This is a genomic window from Streptomyces sp. NPDC002623, from assembly GCF_053592635.1.
Genome location: NZ_JBSFWB010000004.1, coordinates 386,103 through 408,447, shown reverse-complemented (window position 1 = coordinate 408,447; position 22,345 = coordinate 386,103). Strand labels below are relative to the sequence as shown.

General features: G+C 72.6%; 20 protein-coding genes, 1 tRNA gene and 1 other RNA gene. 12 read left to right on the top strand and 10 right to left on the bottom strand.

Features of this window, described 5'->3' with window-relative positions; translation table 11 throughout:
- Positions 1 to 113 precede the first annotated feature (113 nt).
- The 3 genes from purD to ffs all read right to left on the bottom strand — a co-directional run bounded on the left by purD (position 114) and on the right by ffs (position 4,170).
- Positions 114 to 1,376, bottom strand: coding sequence for a phosphoribosylamine--glycine ligase (gene purD, locus ACWD4O_RS09920; RefSeq protein WP_451279143.1), 1,263 nt, complete (start codon positions 1,374 to 1,376; stop codon positions 114 to 116).
- Positions 1,377 to 1,579: 203 nt separating this feature from the next.
- Complete coding sequence (locus ACWD4O_RS09915) at positions 1,580 to 3,973, bottom strand: DNA polymerase III subunit gamma and tau (RefSeq protein WP_451279141.1); 2,394 nt, start codon at positions 3,971 to 3,973, stop codon at positions 1,580 to 1,582.
- A gap of 98 nt (positions 3,974 to 4,071) precedes the next feature.
- Positions 4,072 to 4,170: signal recognition particle sRNA small type (ffs, locus tag ACWD4O_RS09910), an RNA gene on the bottom strand.
- 71 nt (positions 4,171 to 4,241) lie between these two features.
- Here ffs and ACWD4O_RS09905 point away from each other — a divergent pair.
- The 5 genes from ACWD4O_RS09905 (at position 4,242) to ACWD4O_RS09885 (ending at position 8,187) form a co-directional block, all read left to right on the top strand.
- Positions 4,242 to 4,329 (top strand) — tRNA-Ser (locus tag ACWD4O_RS09905).
- Positions 4,330 to 4,492: 163 nt separating this feature from the next.
- A complete protein-coding gene (locus tag ACWD4O_RS09900; protein WP_451279139.1) occupies positions 4,493 to 6,031 on the top strand; it encodes an FAD-dependent monooxygenase in 1,539 nt (512 codons plus the stop codon).
- A 347-nt stretch (positions 6,032 to 6,378) separates the two neighbouring features.
- The gene (locus ACWD4O_RS09895; RefSeq protein WP_451279137.1) at positions 6,379 to 7,212 is read left to right on the top strand and encodes a PIG-L family deacetylase; all 834 of its coding nucleotides are present in this window, start codon (positions 6,379 to 6,381) and stop codon (positions 7,210 to 7,212) included.
- Between the two features lie 60 nt (positions 7,213 to 7,272).
- A complete protein-coding gene (locus tag ACWD4O_RS09890; protein ID WP_451279135.1) occupies positions 7,273 to 7,626 on the top strand; it encodes a VOC family protein in 354 nt (117 codons plus the stop codon).
- Between the two features lie 339 nt (positions 7,627 to 7,965).
- Positions 7,966 to 8,187, top strand: coding sequence for a hypothetical protein (locus tag ACWD4O_RS09885; protein ID WP_451279133.1), 222 nt, complete (start codon positions 7,966 to 7,968; stop codon positions 8,185 to 8,187).
- 365 nt (positions 8,188 to 8,552) lie between these two features.
- Here the strand turns inward: ACWD4O_RS09885 and ACWD4O_RS09880 are convergent, their stop codons facing one another.
- Complete coding sequence (locus ACWD4O_RS09880) at positions 8,553 to 9,833, bottom strand: wax ester/triacylglycerol synthase domain-containing protein (protein ID WP_451279131.1); 1,281 nt, start codon at positions 9,831 to 9,833, stop codon at positions 8,553 to 8,555.
- A gap of 258 nt (positions 9,834 to 10,091) precedes the next feature.
- Here ACWD4O_RS09880 and ACWD4O_RS09875 point away from each other — a divergent pair, with 258 nt between their 5' ends.
- Positions 10,092 to 11,291: a macrolide family glycosyltransferase gene (locus ACWD4O_RS09875; RefSeq protein WP_451279129.1), complete on the top strand. Its 1,200-nt coding sequence runs from the start codon at positions 10,092 to 10,094 to the stop codon at positions 11,289 to 11,291.
- A gap of 85 nt (positions 11,292 to 11,376) precedes the next feature.
- Positions 11,377 to 11,865, top strand: coding sequence for an acyl-CoA thioesterase (locus tag ACWD4O_RS09870; RefSeq protein ID WP_451279127.1), 489 nt, complete (start codon positions 11,377 to 11,379; stop codon positions 11,863 to 11,865).
- 5 nt (positions 11,866 to 11,870) lie between these two features.
- Here ACWD4O_RS09870 and ACWD4O_RS09865 read toward each other — a convergent pair whose 3' ends face one another.
- The 5 genes from ACWD4O_RS09865 to ACWD4O_RS09845 all read right to left on the bottom strand — a co-directional run bounded on the left by ACWD4O_RS09865 (position 11,871) and on the right by ACWD4O_RS09845 (position 17,937).
- Positions 11,871 to 13,796 carry a copper resistance CopC/CopD family protein gene (locus tag ACWD4O_RS09865; protein WP_451279125.1) on the bottom strand — a complete coding sequence of 642 codons (1,926 nt, stop codon included), beginning with the start codon at positions 13,794 to 13,796 and terminating at the stop codon, positions 11,871 to 11,873.
- A gap of 203 nt (positions 13,797 to 13,999) precedes the next feature.
- Complete coding sequence (locus ACWD4O_RS09860; protein ID WP_451279123.1) at positions 14,000 to 14,752, bottom strand: SDR family NAD(P)-dependent oxidoreductase; 753 nt, start codon at positions 14,750 to 14,752, stop codon at positions 14,000 to 14,002.
- Positions 14,749 to 15,234: a cupin domain-containing protein gene (locus ACWD4O_RS09855; RefSeq protein ID WP_450950347.1), complete on the bottom strand. Its 486-nt coding sequence runs from the start codon at positions 15,232 to 15,234 to the stop codon at positions 14,749 to 14,751. Before ACWD4O_RS09855 ends, ACWD4O_RS09860 begins: the two co-directional genes overlap by 4 nt.
- Positions 15,231 to 15,851: a GNAT family N-acetyltransferase gene (locus ACWD4O_RS09850; RefSeq protein WP_451279120.1), complete on the bottom strand. Its 621-nt coding sequence runs from the start codon at positions 15,849 to 15,851 to the stop codon at positions 15,231 to 15,233. Before ACWD4O_RS09850 ends, ACWD4O_RS09855 begins: the two co-directional genes overlap by 4 nt.
- Positions 15,844 to 17,937 (bottom strand): penicillin acylase family protein, encoded by a 2,094-nt coding sequence (locus ACWD4O_RS09845; protein WP_451279118.1) that lies wholly within the window; start codon positions 17,935 to 17,937, stop codon positions 15,844 to 15,846. The genes ACWD4O_RS09850 and ACWD4O_RS09845 overlap by 8 nt, the downstream gene beginning before the upstream one ends.
- A gap of 78 nt (positions 17,938 to 18,015) precedes the next feature.
- On the opposite strand from ACWD4O_RS09845, the gene ACWD4O_RS09840 reads away from it, so the two are divergent.
- The 4 genes from ACWD4O_RS09840 (at position 18,016) to ACWD4O_RS09825 (ending at position 20,223) form a co-directional block, all read left to right on the top strand.
- Positions 18,016 to 18,753, top strand: a complete 738-nt coding sequence (locus ACWD4O_RS09840) for a siderophore-interacting protein (protein ID WP_451279116.1) — start codon at positions 18,016 to 18,018, stop codon at positions 18,751 to 18,753.
- A 179-nt stretch (positions 18,754 to 18,932) separates the two neighbouring features.
- The gene (locus tag ACWD4O_RS09835; RefSeq protein ID WP_450950343.1) at positions 18,933 to 19,526 is read left to right on the top strand and encodes an HhH-GPD-type base excision DNA repair protein; all 594 of its coding nucleotides are present in this window, start codon (positions 18,933 to 18,935) and stop codon (positions 19,524 to 19,526) included.
- Positions 19,527 to 19,729: 203 nt separating this feature from the next.
- Positions 19,730 to 20,041, top strand: a complete 312-nt coding sequence (locus tag ACWD4O_RS09830) for a hypothetical protein (RefSeq protein WP_451279114.1) — start codon at positions 19,730 to 19,732, stop codon at positions 20,039 to 20,041.
- Between the two features lie 59 nt (positions 20,042 to 20,100).
- The gene (locus tag ACWD4O_RS09825) at positions 20,101 to 20,223 is read left to right on the top strand and encodes a hypothetical protein (protein WP_450950341.1); all 123 of its coding nucleotides are present in this window, start codon (positions 20,101 to 20,103) and stop codon (positions 20,221 to 20,223) included.
- Positions 20,224 to 20,241: 18 nt separating this feature from the next.
- Here the strand turns inward: ACWD4O_RS09825 and ACWD4O_RS09820 are convergent, their stop codons facing one another.
- Entirely contained in the window at positions 20,242 to 21,822 is a 1,581-nt protein-coding gene (locus ACWD4O_RS09820; protein ID WP_451279112.1) for a helicase HerA-like domain-containing protein, read from the bottom strand.
- A gap of 105 nt (positions 21,823 to 21,927) precedes the next feature.
- On the opposite strand from ACWD4O_RS09820, the gene ACWD4O_RS09815 reads away from it, so the two are divergent.
- On the top strand, positions 21,928 to 22,224 hold the full coding sequence (locus ACWD4O_RS09815; protein WP_004943146.1) for a type II toxin-antitoxin system VapB family antitoxin: 297 nt from the start codon (positions 21,928 to 21,930) through the stop codon (positions 22,222 to 22,224).
- Positions 22,225 to 22,345: the final 121 nt, after the last annotated feature.

Genomic DNA, 22,345 nt, shown 5'->3' with positions numbered 1-22,345 from the left:
TTGGGGAAAGGTGTATGACGTTGGGCAACGATCAGGCCCCGGGTTCCATGGGTCCTCGATGAGGAGTTCCATGGCCGCCCGGGGCCTGGGAAATACCTGGTCGGCGTGGACGCCTACGCCTCGGCCGCCGCCTTCGCGGCGATGTCCGTACGGTGCTGGGAGCCGTCCAGACCGATGCGTGCGACGGCCGTGTACGCGCGCTCGCGGGCCTCGGTGAGGTCCGCGCCGGTCGCGGTGACGGACAGCACGCGGCCGCCGGCGCTGACGACCGTGTCGCTGCCGTCGCCGTCGTACTTCGTCCCGGCGTGCAGCACGTACGCGTGCGGGGCGTCCTCGGCGGCCACCTCGGCGAGGCCGGTGATCGGGTCGCCGGTGCGCGGGGTGTCGGGGTAGTTGTGCGAGGCGATGACGACGGTGACGGCCGCGTCGTCCTTCCAGCGCAGGGCCGGCAGGTCGGCGAGCTCGCCGGTGGCGGCGGCCATCAGGACGCCCGCCAGCGGGGTCTGCAGCCGGGCCAGGACGACCTGCGTCTCGGGGTCGCCGAAGCGTGCGTTGAACTCGATGACGCGGATGCCGCGGCCGGTGATCGCGAGGCCGGCGTAGAGCAGACCGGAGAACGGGGTGCCGCGGCGGTGCATCTCGTCGACGGTCGGCTGCAGAACGGTCTCCAGGACCTCCTGCACCAGCTCCGGGTCCGCCCAGGGCAGCGGCGAGTACGCGCCCATGCCGCCCGTGTTCGGGCCCTCGTCGCCGTCGAGCGCGCGCTTGAAGTCCTGGGCGGGCTGGAGCGGGACGACGCTCTCGCCGTCGGTGATCGCGAAGAGGGAGACCTCCGGGCCGTCGAGGAACTCCTCGATGACGACCCGCTCGCAGCCGGCCGCGTGCGCCGCGGCGGCCGCCAGGTCGTCGGTGACGACGACGCCCTTCCCGGCGGCCAGACCGTCGTCCTTGACGACGTACGGCGCGCCGAAGGCGTCGAGGGCCTCGGCGACCTCCTCGGGGGTGGTGCAGACGTAGGAGCGGGCGGTCGGCACGCCGGCCGCGGCCATCACGTCCTTGGCGAACGCCTTGGAGCCTTCCAGCTCCGCGGCCTCCTTCGAGGGGCCGAACACCGGGATGCCCGCCTCGCGCACGGCGTCGGCGACCCCGGCGACCAGGGGCGCCTCCGGGCCGACGACGACCAGCTCGGCGCCGAGCTCCACGGCCAGCGCGGACACGGCCTTGCCGTCCAGGGCGTCGACCTGGTGCAGCTCGGCGACCTCGGCGATGCCGGCGTTGCCGGGCGCGCAGTAGAGCGCGGTGACGGCGGGGTCGAGGGACAGTGAGCGGCACAGGGCGTGTTCGCGGGCGCCGCTGCCGATGACGAGGACGTTCACGGGGGTCAGCCTAACCGGCGGGGGCCGCGGTGTTTTGTGCGGGCTTCCGAGAGCGGAGGGGCGACGGCCTTGTGCGTTCCTCCAAATGAGCCCGCTGGCGGGCTGGGGCCGGGCAGGGATCAGGCGGAGGGTCGGGCAGGAGTCGGGCGGAGGTCAGGCAGCGGTCGGGCGGGGGTCGGGCGGGGGTCGGGCGGGGGTCGGGACTACTCGTTGGTGAACTCCTCGACCACGGTCGCGCCGAGCTCGCGGACGATCAGTTCGTAGCCGGAGAGGGCCGACTCGTTGAGGTCGGGGTCGTCGTCCTCAGGGGTGTCGTCCTCGGGGGCCACCGGTTCCGGGGCCGGGGGGCGGGGCTGGGCGGGAGCCGGGGCCGACGTCGGCTGGGGCGCGTGCTGGGCAGGAGGGGTGGGGGCGGCCGGTGCCGAGGGCGTGGACGGGGGTGGGGGCGGGGGTGCGGCCATGGCCGACGGCGCCGACGAGGTCGTCGCACCACCGCCGCCGTAGCCACCGCCGTAACCACCGGAGTTGCCCGGGTTGCCGTAGCCGCCCGGGGACCCGCCGCCTCCGCCGCCGCCGAAGCCGCCGCCCGCCGGGGGCGCCGAGCCGCCGGACGGGTCGACGATCGCGTCGATCTTCCATTGGACGCTGAACTGCTCGGACAGCGCCTGCCGCAGCACCTCCTCGCTGCCGCTGCTCGCGAAGTTGTCGCGGGCGCCGGCGTTGACGAAGCCGAGCTGCAGGGTCGTGCCGTCGAAGGCGGCGACGTGGGCGTTCTGGCTGAGCAGGATCCAGGTGAAGCGGCGTCGGTTCTTGACGGCTTCCAGGATGTTCGGCCAGAGCATGCGGGGGTCGAGGCCGCCGGAGGGGGGCGCATATGCAGCGGCCGGCCCGGCTGATGCGGGCGATGCGGTCGGCGCACTCGGCGCACTCGGCGCACTCGGCGCGGGAGTGTGGGTGGGTGTCTGGGGGCCGGTGGGGGTGGGTGCCGCCGGGGGACGTCCGCCGCCGCCTGCGGGCGTGGCCGTGGGCCAGCCGCCGGGTCGGCGCCCGCTGCCCGCCGCGGTGGCGGTGGGCCAGGCGCCGGGGGCGGGCGCGGCGGGTCCCTCGTCCACGGGCGGGACGGCTTGGGCCGCGACGGGAGCGGGAGCGGGCGTCGCCGGAGCCGGAGCCGGCGTCGCGGAAGCTGCGGGCGGGGCGGCGGGTGGCTGAGCGGGAGCGGCAGGCGGCTGACTCTGCTGCCCCGGCTGACCGACTTGGCCGCGAACGGCCGCGCGGGCCGCGGCAGCCCCGCCGCCGGGCGGAACCGACTCCCCCCCGCCCATGGCGGCACCGCCGTGCGCCTCGGGCCCGGGCACGTAGCCCATCGCCGGCATGGCGGGTGCCCCCTGCGCCGCCGCCCCCATGCCTGGGCCCGCCATGCCTGGGCCCGCCGAGAAGTTCACGCCGCGCTCGATGCGGTCGAGCCTGGCCATGACGGACCGTTCGTCCCCATAGGCGGCGGGCAGCATCACGCGCGCGCAGATCAGCTCGAGCTGGAGACGGGGCGAGGTGGCGCCGCGCATCTCGGTGAGGCCCTCGTTGACGAGGTCGGCGGCGCGACTCAGCTCCGCGGCGCCGAAGACGCCGGCCTGGGCCTGCATGCGCTCGATGACATCGGAGGGGGCGTCGATGAGCCCCTTCTCGGCGGCGTCCGGCACGGCGGCGAGGATGACGAGATCCCGCAGCCGCTCCAGCAGGTCGGCGACGAAGCGGCGCGGATCGTTGCCCCCCTCGATGATCCGGTCGACGATCTCGAAGGCGGCGGCACCGTCACCGGTGGCGAAGGACTCGACGACGGAGTCGAGCAGCGAGCTTTCCGTGTAGCCGAGCAGCGAGGTGGCCATGGCATACGTCACACCCGCGTCGGTCGCGCCGGCGAGCAGCTGATCCATGACGGACATGGAGTCACGCACGGACCCGGCGCCGGAGCGCACGACGAGGGGCAGCACGCCCTCCTCGATCGGAATGCCCTCCTGCTGACACACCTCACCGAGGTAGTCCCGCAGCGTGCCCGGCGGAACCAGGCGGAAGGGGTAGTGATGGGTCCGCGACCGGATGGTCCCGATGACCTTCTCGGGCTCCGTGGTCGCGAAGATGAACTTCAGATGCTCCGGCGGCTCCTCGACGACCTTGAGGAGCGCGTTGAAACCGGCTGACGTGACCATGTGGGCCTCGTCGATGATGTAGATCTTGTAGCGGCTGCGGGCGGGGCCGAAGAAGGCCTTCTCCCGCAGGTCACGGGCGTCGTCCACACCGCCGTGCGACGCGGCGTCGATCTCGATGACGTCGATGGAACCCGGCCCGTTCCTGGCCAGGTCCTTGCACGACTCGCACTCCCCGCAGGGGGTCGGCGTGGGCCCTTGCTCGCAGTTCAGACAGCGCGCCAGGATCCGCGCGCTGGTGGTCTTCCCGCATCCGCGCGGCCCGCTGAACAGGTATGCGTGATTGACCCGGTTGTTCCGCAGCGCCTGCTGCAGCGGGTCGGTGACATGCTCCTGCCCAATGACCTCGGCGAACGACTCCGGGCGATAGCGGCGGTACAGCGCGAGAGACGACACGCATACGAGGTTATAGGCGACCACTGACATCAAGCCCCACGCACGGACCCCACCGCACCACTGCCGCCCGAGCTCCCGGCGCCTGCGAGCCGCCCGGAAACGCAAGCGCCCCCCACGCACCCGCCAGAGCCAACCTACCCTTGCTGCCTTCCGGCCCTGGGGGAGTTCAGTCAGATAGCGCCGCGTGAGGGGCTTCGCACAGGCTACAGGATCTGAGCGGGGGGAACGAGTTCGCGAGCACTCCTCAACGTCTTGTATTGTTTGCCGCGGAGGATTCGCCTAGTGGCCTAGGGCGCACGCTTGGAAAGCGTGTTGGGGGCAACCCCTCACGAGTTCGAATCTCGTATCCTCCGCCAGTGCCTCACCGGGCACGATGTCGAAGGGCCCCGCTGTTCGCAGCGGGGCCCTTCGACGTTGTCCGTGTCAGGTTTGGTCTCAGGTGCGCGGCGGCTTCGCCGCACTGCCATGATCGCCCGTAGCGCGGCCAGGACGCATCGAGGCGGGCACTACCGTGGATCCATGACGGCCACTCTGGACGTGCTCGTGGTCGGTGCAGGGCCCACCGGGCTCGCGCTCGCCGCCCAGTTGCGGACCTACGGCACCGCTTTCCGGATCGTCGACCGCTGTCTGGACCGGGTCCATGAGTCGCGCGCGTTGGTCGTCCAGCCACGCACTTTGGAAGCACTCGCTCCGTTCGGGGTGACCGGCGAGCTGGTCGGACGTGGCAATCCCGCGATGCAGCTGAGGATGCATCTGCCGCAGCGGGTGGTGCGGATTCCGTTGTTCGACATCGGGCTGGCCGACACCGCGTACCCGTTTCTGCTGTTCCTCTCGCAGGCGGAGACCGAGAGCGTCCTCTCGGAACATCTGGGGGACCGGGGCGTGGACGTCGAGCGCGGCACGGAACTGATCCGTCTGGAGCGCACGGGCTCGGCTGTCACCTGCCGGCTGCGGCGCAGCGACGGCACCGAGGAGACCGTGGCGGCGAGGCACGTCGTGGGCTGCGACGGCGCGCACAGCACCGTGCGGGCCCAGGCGGGGATCGGCTTCGAGGGGCACGCCTATCCGCAGACGTTTCTGCTTGCCGACCTGGAGGTCGATGGGCTGGAGCCCGGGGCGGTGCACACGTACCTGACCGGGGCCGGGATGTTGTTCTTCTTCCCGCTCGGCTCTCCGGCCGGCTGGCGGATGCTCGCGATGCGGCCGCCGGGCACCCCGGGCGCCCCGGACGCCGAGGTGAGTCTCGGACTCCTGCAGGAGATCACCGACCGATACGCCGACGACCGGCCGGCGCTGCGCGACCCGGTGTGGATGACCGACTTCCGCCTCCACAAGCGCGGAGCCGCCCGCTACCGGTCGGGGCCCTTCTTCCTCGCCGGGGACGCGGCCCACATCCACAGCCCGGCCGGCGGCCAGGGCATGAACACCGGCATCCAGGACGCACTCAACCTGGGCTGGAAACTCGCTCTCGTATGCCGGGGCAGGGCACCGGAGGAACTGCTGGAGACGTACGAGGCCGAGCGCGCCCCGGTCGGCCGCAGCGTGCTGCGCTTCACCGACCGAGCGTTCACCGTCGCCACCAGCAGCAACCCCGTCATCAGCTTCGCCCGCACCCGGCTCGCGCCGCGTCTGGCCCCGTTGGCACTGCGTGCGACCGGGCCGCGAGGGCGGGTCTTCCGTACGGTGTCGGAGCTGGGCATTCAGTACCGGCGCGGCCCCGCCACCACCAGGGGCCCGCTGCGGCCGAGGCGTGGTCCGCGTGCGGGCGACCGGCTGCCCGACCTGCCACGCGGACTCCAGGCCCGAACTGCTGGGCCCGGGTGGCACCTGCTGCTGTCCGGGCCACCGACGCTCTGGAGCGATGAACAGCTCATCTCGGTCCTGAGGGGACGGGAGGACCTGGTCAGCGTGCACCGGCTCGGCGACGAGAGTCCGTGGCCAGGTGTGGCCCACGGGCTCGTGCGCCCTGACGGCTACCTTGCCCACGCAGCTCGCGGGACGCAGGTGGAAGCGCTGCGCCGGTACCTCGACCGTTGGCTACCTGCGCAGCGCCGATGAGGATGGGTGTTGCGCGACTCCGGAGGCCTGGAGGAAATGCCGACCTGGTCATCCCCCTCCGCCGCGACGACGCCTACGAGAAAGCGTGCAGGTCGCGAGAGAGCGTGCAGGTCGCGCCGCTACCCCGTTCGCGTCGCGACGCCGACGCCCGGACGACCAGGCGGCCGTGCCGGGAACAGTCGGCACAGCCGTCACGGTTGCATCGACCGAGGGACCGGCGCCGCACGGGCGGGGAACGCGGAGATCACGAGCGTCCGCCCCGACAGGATCCGGGCCCCGGGATCGCGGTACGCCCGCCGCGCACCTGGACCAAGACGTATTTCTGCTTTCTGCTGGAGGACTGTTCCATGACTGACCGGCCCTTGACGCTCATGGCGGTACACGCCCACCCCGACGACGAGGCCACCGGAACCGGAGGGGTCCTCGCGCGGTATGCGGCGGAAGGCATCCGCACGGTTCTCGTGACATGTACCGACGGCGGTTGCGGTGACGGACCGGGGGGTGTCAAACCGGGCGATCCCGGGCACGACCCGGCGGCCGTCGCCTTGATGCGCCGTCAGGAACTCGAGGCGAGCTGTGACGTCCTGAAGATCAGCGATCTGGAGATGTTGGACTATGCCGACTCCGGGATGATGGGCTGGCCGGGCAACGACGCCCCCGGGTCCTTCTGGCAGACCCCCGTGCAGGAAGGCGCGGCCCGGCTCGCGGAACTCATGCGGCACTACCGGCCCGATGTGGTCGTCACCTACGACGAGAACGGCTTCTACGGCCACCCGGATCACATCCAGGCCCACCGCATCACGATGGCGGCGCTGGAGCTGACCGCGCTGACACCGAAGGTGTACTGGACCACGATGCCCCGCTCGATGATGCAGCGGTTCGGCGAGATCATGCGCGAGTCCCAGGAGGACATGCCGGAGCCGGATCCGGCCGAGGCCGCCGCGCTGGCCGAGATCGGCCTCCCCGACGATGAGATCACCACCTGGGTGGACGCCACCGCGTTCAGCGGTCAGAAGTTCGACGCGCTGGCGGCGCACGCCAGTCAGGGCGAGAACATCTTCTTCCTCAAGATGGGCCAGGAGAGGTTCGGCGAGTTGATGGGCGTCGAGACCTTCGTACGTGTCCGCGACACCACCGGCGCGGCCATACCCGAGACCGATCTCTTCGCCGGACTGCGCTGATCCACCGGGAGAGCTCGCCCTTCGACGGCCCCGAGGAACTGGTGGGCCTAGGCTCGGCAAATGACCTTGCAATGGGAACAGGTAATCGTTCACTCGGTGGATCCGGCGGCGCTGGGGCAGTGGTGGGCCACGGCTCTTGGTTGGGTTGTGGTGCACTCCTCCGACGATGAGTTCGAGATCCGCCCGGAGCCGGATCTCCTGCCGGGGTTGGACTTCGTCCGGATCGAGGAGAGCAAGAAGGCCAAGAGCCGGCTGCATCTCGACTTCAGGCCTGACGACCAGGCCGCCGAGGTGGCCCGCCTGGAGGCCCATGGCGCGAAGCGGGTCGACATCGGCCAGGGCGAGCAGTCGTGGATCGTCATGGAAGACCCCGAGGGCAACGAGTTCTGTGTCCTTGGCCAACGGCGTCAGTGAGCACCCGCCCCGCCCCGGGTCACAGCAGATGAGGCAATGACGCAGGGCCCCGCTGTTCGCAGCGGGGCCCTTCCTCGTCGCCGGAGGGGATGTCGCCGGAGGGGATCAGGGGGTGAGGCGGGCGATCGACAGGGTCGATGTGGGCGTCGACCACCTCCTCCGCCGAGACGGGCTTTCCGGTGGGGTCGATCACCTGGAGGTGGGTGCCGGTGAACCTGCCGGTGCAGGTGCCGTCCTTGCAAGTGGCGCCGGCGACGCTCTCCCAGGAGACGAGCAGGTTCTTGCCGTACGGAGCGATGTGGACGTTGACGTGGTCGGTGGTCGGTGGTCGGGTCGTCGGTGAGGAGCACCGTGCTGCCGGGCTTCGAGGCGTCCTTCAGAAGCGCGACCGCCACCTGGTGGGTGTCCGTCTTCGGGGTGACGGTCCAGCCGCGGCCGCTGCTGTCCGCGGTGTTCTTGACCGCCGAGGCGGCTCCGCGGTCGGCGAAGGCGATGGCGTACCCGCCGGTGGAGGTCTTCACCAGGTCACCGGAGGAGCTGGGGTACGCGCCGCCGCAGTAGCCCGCCCAGTGTCGACAACGCCGCCAAGCTCAGCCTCGGCCGGCCCTGGGGTCCCAGCGGCCAGCAGGTCATCCGCAACACCTCGCTGCCCGCGCAGGTCGGCAGCGCCCCGTACCAGAACTGGAGCGCGACCCAGACCTGGCAGGCCGCCCGCTTCAACGAGTACCTCGACACCGGCGTCAACGCCGACCGGCCGCAGCTGACGGCCGAGAACGAGGGCGCCTACACCGTCGCCGCCTACCTGACCGGCACGGACGGGTGGGCTCCGCAGGGCAGCTGAACACCTGAGCAAGCGAACACCTGAGCAAGTGAGCAGGTGAGTGCGGAGGTCCGCCGGGCAGTCGACCGGCGGCCCTCCCCTCGTCTCAGCCCCGGCCGGCCGGCCCCTCGGCGAGCAGGGTCAGCTCGTCCAGGAAGGCCTCCGCCAGCAGGGCGGCGTCCCGGCCGCCCGAGTTGGTGGCGACGCTCAGCGTGTGACCTTGCGAGCAGCCGCCCAGCCCGAAGGTGGCCGTGTCGGCCGGGGGCACCATGGGGACGATGGTCAGCCGGCGCAGCGGCCGTCCGGCCAGGGTCTGGCCCTGCTCGCGCAGATGGACGTAGGAGCAGGCCGCCGGCGCGTACGCGGGCGCGAAGATCTTGCCGCCGGCCAGCGCCATGGTCGCCCCGGGAACCGCCCCGAGCGTGCCCTCGACGAGCTTCTCGGAGGTGCTCCGGGCCCGGGTGACGGTGGTCAGCAGTCCGGTGCACGCGGTCAGCCGGGCCGCCGGGTCGGACAGGGTCACCGGCGCGGGGACCCGGACGTTGGCGAACGCGTTGCCGAGGAACTCGCCGCAGTCCTCGGGACGTTCGTCGACCGGGACCGACAGCCAGACCTGCTGCGCCGGCTCAGCGCCCCGGTCGTCCGCCGAGGCCGCCAGACAGGAGCGCAGGACTCCGGAGACCGTCGCCAGGAACACCTCGTTGGTGGTCGCCGTCCGCACGCCGACGGCTTCCCGCGCGGCCCGCAGGACATCGGCGCGCAACCGCACCACGGTGTACGCGGGCTCCCGCGGGCCCTGGTGCGGCAGGGGCACCGCACGTCCCGCGGTGAGCAGTCCGGGTGGATCGCCCGCCGTCGGGGCGGGGCGGGCCGTCCGGCGCCGGGGGCCGGGCACGGCCAGGGAGGCGGCGGCGTCCAGCGGGCGGCCGTCGTCGAAGAGGGCGCGCAGCAGGGTCGTCAGGGAGCGGCCGTCGAGCAGGCTGTGGTGCATCCGGAACAGGAGGGAGAACTCTCCCTCCGTCGCGCCCCGCAGGAGGTGGAGGCTCCACGGCGGGCGGTCGGCGGGGAACGGGGTGTGGAACCAGTGGCGGACCGCGTCCCGCAGGGTGCTGTCCGCGCTGTCGACCTGTTGTGCGAGGTCGTGGCCGTCGCCGCGCGCCCAGCGGTGCCGGCCGGTCCACCAGGCCAGGCCGGTCCGGGCGCCGCCGGGGGCGACGAGGGTCTGGGTGAGCCTCGGCAGCGCCTTCCAGCGTTCGTCCACCAGGGCCCGCAGCTCCGCCGGCGCGGGCGGGTCGCCCGTGAAGTCCAGAGCGATGCCGGCGTTGGGCGGGCCGAACGGCCAGCGGGCCATCCCCTCTTCCATCAAGGGAAGATGCGATCCGGGCATGAGACTGCTCCTGTCGTGGGCCTGCTGGAGGACGACGTCCTGTACCCCCAACGGCGGATCGCACCGGCAGTCACGTCCGGGAGCCCCCGCAGGTGTCAACGCACGGCCGTGGAGGCTCCCTGATGGGGTGACACTGCAGCAGGTTTACGGCTCCGAACGGTGTCGGAGCGCCTTTAATCGGGACTCCGCGTCCACCCTCGGACGCCCCCGCCATCAGTCCCCCGGCCCCGGCTCCGCGCCGGACAGGAGTTGCGTGTCGTGCCTGGTACTCATCCGAATCCCGCGCACAGTCCCGCGCACAGTCCCGCGCGCAATCCCGCGCACATCGCCGTGTTCAACGTTCCGATGCACGGGCACGTGAATCCGACGCTGGGCGTCGTCGAGGAACTCGTACGGCGCGGTCACCGGGTCACCTACGCCGTCACCGAGCCCTTCGTGCACCAGGTGAAGGCGGCCGGCGCGGAGCCCGTGCTCCACCCGGACACGGCGGACGACTCGGAGGCGCCCGAGGAGATGGGCGAGGGGTTCGCCCGGGTCGTCCAGGGGGCGCTGGCCGCCCTGCCCGCCCTGAGCAGGGCGTACGGCAAGGACCGTCCGGACCTGGTGCTGTGCGACATCTACGCGTTCGCGGGGCTGCTGCTGGCGTCGCGGTGGGAGGTGCCGATCGTCGTGGCGTCGCCCACGCATCTCGCCTACGACGGCATCGTCCCCGAGTTCTTCGACGTGCCCGGACTCCCGCAGATCCCGGGCTTCGGGGAGCTGGTGGCGGCCTTCGCGGACCACGGGGTCGACAGCGCGCGGATCCACGAACTGGTGGCGCCGCAGCACGCCCTCGCGTTCTTCCCGCGGGTCTTCCAGCGCCGGGCGGACACCGTCGCGGCACAGCGCGTCGCCTATGTCGGGCCGGTGCTCGGGGACCGCTCCTACCAGGGGTCCTGGCAGCCCTCGCGCCCGGATCTGCCGGTCCTGCTGGTGTCGCTGGGCTCGCAGTTCACCCGGCGGCCGGAGTTCTACCGGTCCTGTGTGCAGGCCTTCGCGGAGCTGCCCTGGCAGGTGGTGATGTCCGTCGGCCACGCGGTCGCGCGGGACGAGCTGGGGCCGCTCCCCGACACCGTCGAAGTGCATGCGCACGTGCCCCAACTGGCGGTTCTCGCCCACGCGGACGCGTTCGTCACCCACGCCGGCATGGGCGGCACGATGGAGGCGCTGCACTACGGCGTCCCGATGGTCGCGGTCCCGCAGATGGCCGAGCAGCGGGTCAACGCCGCGCAGATCGAACGGCTGCGGCTCGGTGTCCGGCTGCCGCGCGAGACGCTCACGCCCGAGGCGCTGCGCGAGGCCGTGCTGCGGGTGTCGTCCGACCGGGACATCCGCGCGGGCGTCTCCGCCGTGCGCCGGGAGATCACGCAGGCGGGAGGGGCGGGCGCCGCGGCCGACCTGATCGAGCAGGCCCTCTAGGGCCTGGCCGCCCCGGGCCCGCAAGGGACACGGCCCGGCCCCGCAGTCCCCGTAGCCCCCGCAGCACATCCGAGGAGTGACCGTCTTGACCCAGGCCCTGGCGACCGACATCCGCCGCACGAGCACCGGGCGCACGCCCCGTGAGCTGCCGGAGAGCCGTCCGCACCTGTATCTCCGCCAGGTACGCATGAGCGACCTGGACGCCATGAACCATGTGAACAACGTCCGGCTGCTGGAGATGATCCAGGACGCCCACTTCGACATGTTCTATCTGCGCCCGGGTCTTCCCGGGCAGCAGATCCGCCCCCGGTTCGTCTACGCACGCCACGAGCTCGACTACACGCAGCCGCTCGTCGTGCAGCCCGAGCCCGTCACCATCACGACCACGATCGGCGAGGTGCGCCGCTCGTCCTTCCGGGTCACCAGCCGCGTCACCCTCGACACCCAGGTGTTCTGCACCTGTGTGAGCACGGCGGTCGCCTACGATCCGGACGCCCGGTGCTCACGCCGGCTCGAGGAGGCGGAGCGCGCGCTGGCGGCGCGCCACGCCACTCCCGACCCGGCGGGACGCTGACGGCGTCAGCGCACGATCTGCACCGGCTTCTCCACGCTCACCTGGTCGATGTCCGACACCCGCACGGTCACCTTCATCTCCCACTCGCCGGGGATGGGCAGATTGACCGCGTCGGCGGCGAAGTAGCCGCCCCGGTCGGTGACCTTGGCGTCGAGGGGACCGACCTCCTGCTCGGGGAGGCTGAAGGAGACGCGCAGTTCGGGGATGCTGACGAAACCGCCGTCGGGGCCGTAGACCACGGCCTGAAGGTTGTTCTCGCCGACCCGGCCCGGGTCGAGGGTCACCTGCACCTTGCCGCTGAAGTTGGCGGCCCTGCCGTCGACGGAGCTGATGGTGAAGGGGACGTCGGTCACGGAGGCCACGGGCAGCCCGGCGGACTGCTCCGCCGTCGCCGCCTCGGCCGCCGCCCTGCCGGGCAGGGTGCCCGTCAGCACGGTCGTCAGGACGAGCACGACGACCGAGACGACGACCTCGACCAGCACGGAACGGCGCAGTGCACGGCGTCGGGCGTCCTCGGCGGGGGTGAGGGCGAGCGGGGCCGGAACCTTCCCGGCCGACGGCTTCCCGGCCGACGGCGACGGCTTCTCGGCCGACTGCTTCTCGGCCGACTGCTTCTCGGCCGACTGCTTCTCCGCGACCGGAGTGCTCACCGAACCGCCCGCCGAACCGCTTGCCAGGGCACTCACCGGCTCCGGGACCCGCGCGTCCTGCTCCGCAGCCGTCTCGACCGTCTCGATCGTCTCGACCGTCTCAGCCGTCACGTTCCTCGCCGTCCTTTCCGTTGTCACCGTCCGCCGGGACCATGCGCCCGCGACCAGCAGCAGCGTCACCGCGGCCAGCTTGGCGAGCAGGATCCGGCCGTACGTGGTGTCCGTCAGCGCGGACGCGGAGCCGAGGCCACGCCAGGACTGGTAGACGCCCGTCACCACCAGGACGGTCACCGACCAGCCCGCCAGCCGGGAGAAGCTGCCGACCACGCGGGACGGGACGGACGCCCGGTACATCAGGGTGAGCAGGGCCGCGAGGCCGCCCAGCCAGGCCGCCATCGCGAGCAGATGCAGCACCGAGGACGTCATCGCCGCCGGCACCTGGATGCCGGCCGACGCGTGCTCGGCGGCCGCCCAGGTCAGGGTCAGGCCCACCGCCAGCGCCGCGCCGGTCAGGAAGGTCGCGCGGGACGGCCGCTCGCGCCGCTCGACCGGCCCCCGCTGCCGCAGGAGAAGGACCGCGACCGCCGCCAGCAGCGCGAGACGCGCCAGCAGGGCGAGGCCGGGGCGGGTGCCCAGGGTGCGGGTCAGGCCCGAGGGGTCGAGGACCTCGGCCGGGCCGGTGCCGGTCTCGTAGGGGGCGCGGAGCAGCAGCAGGAACACCGTCGATCCGGCGAGCGCCCACCAGCCGGCCTTCAGCAGCCTGCGCAGCGGCCGGATGTCCGGCGGTCCGCAGACGGCGATGAAGGCGGCCGTGCCGATGAGCAGGGCCGCGGCGAGGTACGCGACATAGCGGCCGATGTTGAAGAGTCCGCTGGTGGCGGGGTTCTCCACGGAGGTGCTGGGCAGGGCCGGCGGGGTCGCGGACGGTTCGCCCACGGAGAAGGTGAAGGCGCCGGCGATCGGGTGGCTGTCCGCCGACACGACCCGCCAGGCGACCGTGAAGGTGCCGGTGGCGAGCTTGCCGGGAAGCGTGACGCGCGCGGTGTCGGCACGGCCGTCCGCATGCCCGGCCTTGCCCGTCCTCACCCGCTGGTTGTCGGGGTCGAAGACGCGGAACGAGTCGTCGAGCAGGCCTACCGACTCGGTGAAGGTGAGGGTGATGGAGTCGGGTGCGGTCTTGACGATGCTTCCGTCGGCGGGGTCGGCGCTGCGGAGAGCCGCGTGCGCCGAGGCCGGTCCGCCGCCGAGGAGGAGCAGGACCAGCACGGTGCCCAGCAGCACCAGCCCTTGAAGTCGCCGGCTCCGGCCGCCGGGTCGACCGGGTCCCCGACCGCCGTGGCGCCGCCCGCCGGTCGCTCCGCCGCCGTGCCGCTCACTGCCGTGTCGTCCGTCATCGCGCCCTTCGCCCACGTCACCGCTCCGCCTTGCCTGAGACTCGAGACTCGCGTGCTCGGAGATACGTACGCATGCATCGGGCATCCGGTTCACCAGGTCGGCCGGGCCGACACCCCGCCGTCCACCACCAGGTCGTGCCCGGTGATCCAGGATGCGAGCGGCGAGGCCAGGAAGACACAGGCGTCGCCGACGTCCTCCGGGCGGCCCAGTCGGCCCACCGCGACCGCCTGCCGCCAGCGCCGTACGCCCTCGGGCCAGGCCTCGGCCAGGCCCTCCCGGTCGATGAGACCGGGCGAGACCGTGTTCACGCGGATGCCGTACGCCCCGTACTCCTGCGCCGCCGCCCGCGCGTGCATCACGACGGCGGCCTTGGCGGCGGAGTAGTGGGCGTGGCCCGGAGCCGGGCTGCCCGCCTCCACGGAGGCGATGTGGGTGATGGTCCCGCCGTGCTCCCGCATCGCCTCCGCCGCCGCCTGTGTGCAGGCGAACACGCTGGTCAGGTTGGTGTCCACGACCGCCCGCCAGTCTGCCGCGGTCATCTGGGGCAGCGGCTGGACCGGTTGTACGCCCGCGTTGTTGACCAGGGCGTCGAGCCGTCCGCCGCCCCACTCGGCGGCCTGCGTCACCACGCTCCGGCAGTCGTCCTCGACGGTGAGATCCGCGCCCGGCAGCACGACGGCCCGCTCGCCGATCTCCCGCGCGAGCGCCCGGGCCGCCGCCTCACCCGTGCAGCAGTGCAGCGCCACCGCCGCGCCTTCCTGGGCGAACCGCAGCGCGATGCCGCGGCCGATGCCGCCGCTCGCCCCGGTGATCAGGGCCACCCGGCCCGCCAGCAACGTCATGGACGGCACAGTTCCCTGATCAGGGGCGCCCGGTCCGGATAACGCGCCGTGAGACGGTCCGCGTCCCCGTGTTCGTAGTCCGCGTAGGTGAAGCCGGGGGCCATCGTGCAGCCGAGGAAGCTCCAGGCGGCCCCGGCGGCCACCCGCGCGCCCATCCAGGTGCGGGCGGGCACGGTGAGCTGCGGCTGGTGTCCGCCGAGGACGTCCGGGCCGAGCACCGCCGTGCGGGAGGTGCCGTCGGGGGCGAGGAGCAGCAGCTCCAGCGGGTCGCCGAGGTAGAAGTGCCAGACCTCGTCGGTGGGCAGCCGGTGCAGGGCCGAGTGGTCGCCGGCCGTGAGCAGGGCGACGATCGCGGAGCCTGCGGGACGGCCGTCCGGCCCCTCGGGCCCCGCCCAGGTGCGGCGGAACAGGCCGCCCTCGCGGGGTATCGGCTCCAGGCCGTAGTGCGCGACGAGGTCTTCGGGGGTGAGCGGTGAGGTCACCCGGGGAACGCTACCTCCCGGCGCAGGAAGGCCAGTTGCGCCTTCTTCTCCGGCAGGCGCACATCCGGCAGGACGATCTCCGGCAGGGTGACGACCGGCCCCTCCTCGAAGCCCTGCCGCAGGAAGCGGGCGACCGCCTTCTCGTTGCCCACATCGGGGTCCACCACGACCCGGCGCCGGTCGAGGCCGACCAGCACGTAGGCGGCGAGCTCGCCCATCAGCGCCGCCGACCAGCCGCGCCGGGTGCCCTGTTCGCCGGCGGGTGCGATGAGCAGGTGGATGCCGATGTCTCCGGGCTCGACCCGGTAGACCTCGCTGACCCGGTCCTCGGTCGGCTCGTAGGTCTGGAGCAGGGCGACCGGGACGCCGTCCAGCTCGGCCAGGAAGGCGTGATGGGTGTCGAGGCCGGCCATATGGGCGTAGATCTCGGCGACCTGGTCCCGCGTCAGACCGTTCATGCCCCAGAACACGGCCCGCTCCTCGCTCACCCAGGAGTGGACGACACCGGCGTCGGCCTCGGCGTCGAGGGGCCTCAGCCGGAGGGTGCCGAACCCGTCGACGTGCGCTTCATGGACATACCGGCCAGACGGAACGTGGTGGACCTGAGGGTCAGCCATGGTGGTCGCTCTCCTTCGTCAGCTGCGCCCAGTCGGTGACGACCGGGGCCAGCTCGCCCTTGAGCCACAGGGGCAGCTGGTCGTGATGGTGGGGGTGGTCCGGGACGCCCGACGCGCCGTACGGGACGACCCACAGGCTGTCCTCGCGGCGGGCCAGGTCCCATACGTAACGCGCGGCCGGGCCGCGGGCGGCGAGGTCGGTCCAGCCGGGCACGGCCGAGGTGCAGAGCACGCAGTCGTGGTCGCCGGCGAGGGCCGGGGGCTCGTCCGCGGGGTCGTCCGAAGGGTCGGGCAGCGCCCGCCAGGGGGCGAGGCGGTGGGTGTCGCCCCAGTGGGCGGCCGGCTGCCCGGCGACCTCCTCGAGGGCCTCCCGGACGAGTTCCGGCCGGTCGATCCCGTACAGCTCCTCGGCGCGCAGGAGGTGTTGGAGGGCGAAGCCGATCCGCGGGACGAGGGCGAGCCAGGGGAGGAAGACCTCCGGGTAGGCGGGCGGGCCGGTCAGGGCCGCGAGCGCCGGGTGCGCGGCGAGGCGGCGGACCAGCGCGCTGCGCAGGGCCGCGAACCGGGCCGCTTCCTGGCTGTCGGCGTCCATCCGGCGGTTCCAGCGCAGCAGGCGGTCGCGGAGTTCGGCGGCCGGTCCGGTCAGCGCGTCCAGGGCTGCGACGTGCTCCAACAGGGGTGCCGCGGAGGCCAGATACGTGTCCGTGTGGATCGCCGGCATGTCGGCGGCGGACCACTGCCGGCGTTCCGCCAGCAGCGCCCCGATCCGGTCGGCGCGGTGCGGCGCGGCGAACTCGACGCCCAACTCCACCGCCGGGCCTCGCTGGTTGGCCATCACGGCGACGCCGTCGGTCAGTCCCGCGTGGGGCATCTCGTGCCAGCCGGTCCACTCGTGGCCGGGTTCCCAGGCGGCGACCAGACGGGTGCCGTTGGCCTCGGCGCGCAGCGGCACCCGGCCGGCGACCCGGTGCAGCAGGCCGCCTGAAGTGTCGGCGGCCTGGACGACGTTGACCGGCTCGGCCCAGCGGTCGAAGGCGCGGTCCACGTCGGCGACCCGGCGGGCGCGGAGCAGCGGGAGGAGCGCGGAGAAGCCCAGGTCGGCGGTGACGCGGGGCGGGTAGCGCAGGCTCAGCGCGAGCGGGGAGCCGTCGTCGAGGCCCTCCGGGCCCCCGGCGATCACCGGTCCGCGCTCGGTCTCCAGGACCTCGACCTCGACGGTCTCCTCCCCCGCCACGCGCACGAGTTCGGTGTGCCGGGCGACGCGCTGCCAGGTCCCGTCCGGGCCCAGGGCCTCGACGCCCGCGCCGGTGCGGCGCAGCCGTTCGCGGTAGAGGTCCTGGTAGTCGGCCATGGCGTTGGTGATGGCCCAGGCGACGGTGCCGGTGTGGCCGAAGTGCGCGATGCCGGGGACTCCGGGGACGGCGAGGCCGACGACGTCGAACTCGTCGCAGGCGAGGCGGATCTGCTGGTAGACGCCGGGGTCCTCGATGAAGCGGTGCGGGTCGCCGGCGATGACGGCCTGTCCGGTGACCGTGCGCTCGCCGCTCACCAGCCAGCCGTTGCTGCCGGAGGTGCCGGGTCCGTCGGTGGCGAACAGTCCGACCGCCTCGGGGCCGAGGTGCCGGGCGGCCTCCTCGCGCCACAGCTTGGCGGGGAACCCGGCGAACAGGATGTGGGTGGCCAGCCAGACGGCGAGCGGCGTCCAGGGCTCCCAGCGGCCGGCGGCGAGTCCGACGCGGGCGAACTCGGGGGCGGGCGCGGCGGCTCCGCCGGTGGTCAGCCCCTCGTTGACGCCGTCGACGTACGCCCGTAGCCAGTCGGCCGTCTCCGGGTCCTGTTTCTCCAGCTCGGCGAAGCAGCGTCTCGCCGTGTCGTCGAGGCGGGCGCGGCGCACGAATCTGTCCCAGGGGAGGGCTTCGGGGCCGAGGAAGGCGGCCGAGGTGCCCCGCGCGCGATGCCGTTCGACCTCCAGCTGCCAGGCGCGGTCGCGGGCGGTGACCAGCCCCTGGAGGCGGGCGAGCGCTCGGACGCTGTCGGCGCGCAGATGCGGGACGCCCCAGGCGTCACGGTAGATCTCGGCAGTCACCCTGTGATCCCACTTTGCTTTAGGTTAGGCTTGCCTAAGTTAGTTGTGCCGAAATCGTACGCGAGGGGTGAAGACGTCATGGCACAGGGGCGGGGCTGGGAGGGCGCGGTCCTCAAATTGATGCGCGCGAAAGACTTCACCCTCACCGTCACGGGGGTGGAGGAGGTCACCGGGCACTACCGCCGACTGCACCTCTCGGACGGCGGACTGCTCGCCGCCACCGGCGTCCACCCGACGATATGGGTCCGGCTCTGGTTCGAGAACGCCGGCCGGCCGCACCAGCGGGCCTACACCCTGGTCGACCCAGACCCGGCGGCCGGCGCCTTCAGCCTGGAGTTCGCCCTGCACGACGGCGCCGCCAGCGACTGGGCGCGGGCGGCGAAGCCCGGCGACACGATCGGCGCGACCGTCCAGGGCACCGGCTTCGAACCGCCCGCCCCGGCCCCCTCGCACGTCCTCGTGATCGGCGACCCGGCCTCCCTGCCCGCCATCAACTCCCTGCTCGGCGCGGGTGCGCTCGGCGGCGTACCGGCGACCGTCTGGTTCGAGGGCGCCCCGGAACACACCGAGGACCTCCCCTTCCGCACCGACCCGGACCGCCACGAGATACGGCGCGTGCCCCGGCAGGACTCCGGCGCCCACCTCGTCGAACGGGTGAAGGCCGAGCTGCCCGACCTGCTCTCGGCCACCCCCGACCCGTACGTCTGGATCGCCTGCGACACCCGCACCACCAGAACGCTGTCGGCCTACGTCCGCAAGGAACTGGGCATACCGAAGGACCGGCTGCACGCGCTCGGATACTGGCGCGCGAGTTAGGGCCATCGCCCCGCCTGCGCCCTCGGCTCGCGCCCCCGGGAGTACCGGCGCGCGAGCCAAGCGCTCCGCTGGAAGTGCCGCGATGTGCCGTCGTTCCGCCGCGGCGCCGTCGCGGCGCCGTCGCGGCCGGTCGCGCAGTTCCCCGCGCCCCTTCAGCGCGCAGGCGGGATCATCTACGCATGGACGTCACCCTTCACCTCTCCCAGGACCCCGAGGCCGACGAGCTCCTCGGGCGGTCCCCGCTCGCCGCGCTGGTCGGGATGCTGCTGGACCAGCAGGTTCCGATGGAGTGGGCGTTCAAGGGTCCCCGGACCATCGCCGACCGGCTCGGCGCCGACGACCTGGACGCACACGACATCGCCGCCCAGGACCCGGAGGCCTTCGCCGCGCTGCTCTCCGACAAGCCGGCCGTGCACCGCTACCCCGGCTCCATGGCCAAGCGCATCCAACAGCTCTGCCAGTACCTCGTCGAGCACTACGACGGTGATGCCGGGGCCGTCTGGAAGGACGCCGGCAGCGGCAAGGAGCTGCTGAAGCGGCTCGAGGAACTGCCCGGCTTCGGCAAGCAGAAGGCGCAGATCTTCCTCGCCCTGCTGGGCAAGCAGCTCGGCGTACGGCCCACGGGCTGGCGGGAGGCGGCCGGCGCCTACGGCGAGGCGAAGTCCTTCCGGTCCGTCGCCGACATCACCGGCCCGGAGTCGCTGGCGAAGGTACGCGCCCACAAGCAGGAGATGAAGGCGGCGGCGAAGGCCGCCAAGGCGGCCGAGAAGTAGGTCCGGCCGGGGGCGGCCCTTTCCTACGGACCGTCACCGCGTCGAGCGTCCGCGGCCGGGCCCGGCGGGTCCCGGTAGATCCCGGCGGGTCCCGCACACCGTCCGAGCACGCCCTTCGGCCTCCGTACGCCCCCTCCTCCGAACAGGTGATTCTCCCGTCCGGCATGCTGAACGCCGGGCGTGTCGCGGGGAGATCACCTCCCATGAGCACCGCACGCAGTCACTCCCGCAGCCGCGCCTGGCTACGGGTGCTCGCCGTGCTCCTCGCCCTGCTGGCACCGTGCATGCCCGGCGAGCTCTCCGCGGCGCCGGTCGCCGCCGCCGAGATCGTCGAGTACGACGTCCTCGACACGGCGCTGCGACCCGCCTCCGGCGCCCACCGTCCCGCCGCACCCCTGCGCCCGGCGCCGCTCCCGGCCCCCGCGCCCGGCGTCCCGGCGGACCGGCCGCGCCCCGCACCGCCGAGGACCCCGTACGCCCTGCACACCCTGCGCACCGTGGTTCTGCGCTGCTGACGGAAGCCGTCCCCCCAGGCCCGTCAGCACTCACGCAAGGAACATGCGAGGGAAGTGTCATGCCCAGAGACCCGTACGCCGTCCTGCGCGCCCTGCTGCGCGCGGAGGCCGCCCGCAGCGCACCGAAGCCGCAGGTGAAGGAGCAGCGTCCGCAGCAGCCCCGGGAGAATCGGGACCGCTGACCGGTCGGCGGAGGCGGTCTACCGCCTCCGCCGGGCCGTACCGAAGAGCGAACGGGTGATCTCGCGGCCGATCTGGGTGCCGACGGACCGGGCCAGCGACTTGAACATGCCGCTGCCGACGACCTGCTCGACCACGGACCGTTCCGCCTTGGGCCTACCTGGCTCCTTGGGCTCCCTGCTCCCCTTGGTCTCCTTGGCCGCGGTCGCCCTGGTCTCCTTGGTCTCCTTCGGCTCCGGCCGGGCCGCCTCGGCCTCTTCCCGGGCCGCCAGCTTCTCGAACGCCGATTCTCTGTCCACAGCCTGTGCATACCGCTCGTGGAGCGAGGATGCCTGGACCGCCCGGTCGAGCTCCGGGCCGTCCACCGGGCCCATCAGCGACTCGGGCGCACGCAGCCGAGTCGCGGCGACCGGGGTCGGGGCGCCCTTCTCGCTGAGGACGGTGACGACGGCCTCCCCGGTGCCGAGCCCGGTGAGCAGTTCCTCCAGGTCGTAGCCGGAGTCGGGGAACGTCTTCACCGTGGCCTTGAGGGCCTTCTGGTCGTCCGGGGTGAAGGCCCGCAGCGCGTGCTGGACCCGGTTGCCGAGCTGGGCGAGGACGTCGCCGGGCACGTCCTTCGGGGTCTGCGTGACGAAGAACACGCCCACCCCTTTCGAGCGAATCAGCCGGACGGTCTGTGTGATGGAGTCGAGGAACGCCTTGGACGCGTCGCTGAACAGCAGGTGCGCCTCGTCGAAGAAGAAGACGAGCCCCGGCTTGTCCGCGTCGCCGACCTCCGGGAGGTCGTGGAAGAGGTCGGCCAGCAGCCACATCAGGAACGTCGAGAAGAGCTGCGGCTTGTCCTGGACGGCGGGCAGTTCGAGCACCGAGACGATCCCGCGACCGTCGGACGCCGTGCGCAGGAGGTCGGCCGTGTCGAACTCCGGCTCGCCGAAGAAGCTCGCCATGCCCTGCGCCTCGAAGGCGGTCAGGGAGCGCAGGATCACCCCGGCGGTGGCCGTCGACAGACCGCCGATGTTCTTCAGCTCCGTCCTGCCCTCGTCGGAGGTGAGGAAGGCGACGACGGACCTCAGGTCCTTGAGGTCGACCAGCTCCAGGCCCTTGGTGTCCGCGTAGTGGAAGACCAGGCCGAGGGACTGTTCCTGGGTCCGGTTGAGCTGGAGCACCTTGGCGAGGAGCACGGGGCCGAAGCTGGTGATCGTGGCCCGCAGCGGAATGCCGTGGCCCAGGCCGCCGAGCGCGTAGAACTCGGCCGGGAAGCCCGTCGCCGACCATTTCTGGCCGACTTCCGCGGCCCGCCCACGGACCCTGTCGTTCGCCGCCCCCGGAGCCGACACCCCGGACAGATCGCCCTTGACGTCGGCGAGGAAGACCGGGACGCCCTGGGCCGAGAGCTGCTCGGCGATCAGCTGAAGCGTCTTGGTCTTCCCGGTGCCGGTGGCCCCGGCGACCAGGCCGTGCCTGTTCAGCATGGGGAGGGGGATGCGGACGGGGGCGTCGGGCAGGCACTTGCCGTCCCACAACAGAGCGCCCAGGTCGAGGGCGGGGCCGGTGAAGGCGTACCCGGCGGCGATGTCAGCGGCGCTCGTCGACTCACTCATCGGCAGCCCCTCATTCCGTTTTACCCCTGTTCATCACGTCTTTTCCAGCGTCGCACTCCGTCTCCATGGCTGCGCCCGGAACGTCTGGACCGGTAGGCTTTCCGTGTGATCTTCAAGCGCATCGGAAACGGCCGGCCGTACCCCGACCACGGCCGGGAAAGCACCCGGCAGTGGGCGGACGTCGCGCCGCGCCCGGTCCGCCTCGATCAGCTGGTGACCACCAAGCAGCAGCTCGACCTGGAAACCCTGCTCGCGGAGGACTCCACGTTCTACGGCGACCTCTTCGCGCACGTCGTGAAGTGGCAGGGCGACCTGTACCTGGAGGACGGGCTGCACCGCGCGGTGCGGGCGGCGCTCCAGCAGCGACAGGTGCTGCACGCGCGCGTGCTCGAGCTGGACTGAGCCCCGCCGCAGGCACCGTCGCGAGACCCGTCGCAGGCCCCTGACGAACCCCGGGATTGACCCGTTCGGGTTCTTTCTCGCACCCCCGCGCAGTGTCGGATGATCCTTTATTAGTCACGGC

Excerpts from the sequence above, each read along its gene's own strand:
- ACWD4O_RS09860 (WP_451279123.1), bottom strand. The coding sequence starts at position 14,752 with ATGACGTTGCTGGCGGGCCGGGTGGCCCTGATCACCGGGGCGAGCGGC.
- ACWD4O_RS09820 (WP_451279112.1), bottom strand. The coding sequence starts at position 21,822 with ATGAGTGAGTCGACGAGCGCCGCTGACATCGCCGCCGGGTACGCCTTC.
- ACWD4O_RS09825 (WP_450950341.1), top strand. The coding sequence starts at position 20,101 with ATGCCCAGAGACCCGTACGCCGTCCTGCGCGCCCTGCTGCGCGCGGAG.
- ACWD4O_RS09900 (WP_451279139.1), top strand. The coding sequence starts at position 4,493 with ATGACGGCCACTCTGGACGTGCTCGTGGTCGGTGCAGGGCCCACCGGG.
- ACWD4O_RS09890 (WP_451279135.1), top strand. The coding sequence starts at position 7,273 with ATGACCTTGCAATGGGAACAGGTAATCGTTCACTCGGTGGATCCGGCG.
- ACWD4O_RS09830 (WP_451279114.1), top strand. The coding sequence starts at position 19,730 with ATGAGCACCGCACGCAGTCACTCCCGCAGCCGCGCCTGGCTACGGGTG.
- ACWD4O_RS09840 (WP_451279116.1), top strand. The coding sequence starts at position 18,016 with ATGGCACAGGGGCGGGGCTGGGAGGGCGCGGTCCTCAAATTGATGCGC.
- ACWD4O_RS09835 (WP_450950343.1), top strand. The coding sequence starts at position 18,933 with ATGGACGTCACCCTTCACCTCTCCCAGGACCCCGAGGCCGACGAGCTC.
- ACWD4O_RS09880 (WP_451279131.1), bottom strand. The coding sequence starts at position 9,833 with ATGCCCGGATCGCATCTTCCCTTGATGGAAGAGGGGATGGCCCGCTGG.
- ACWD4O_RS09850 (WP_451279120.1), bottom strand. The coding sequence starts at position 15,851 with ATGGCTGACCCTCAGGTCCACCACGTTCCGTCTGGCCGGTATGTCCAT.
- ACWD4O_RS09895 (WP_451279137.1), top strand. The coding sequence starts at position 6,379 with ATGACTGACCGGCCCTTGACGCTCATGGCGGTACACGCCCACCCCGAC.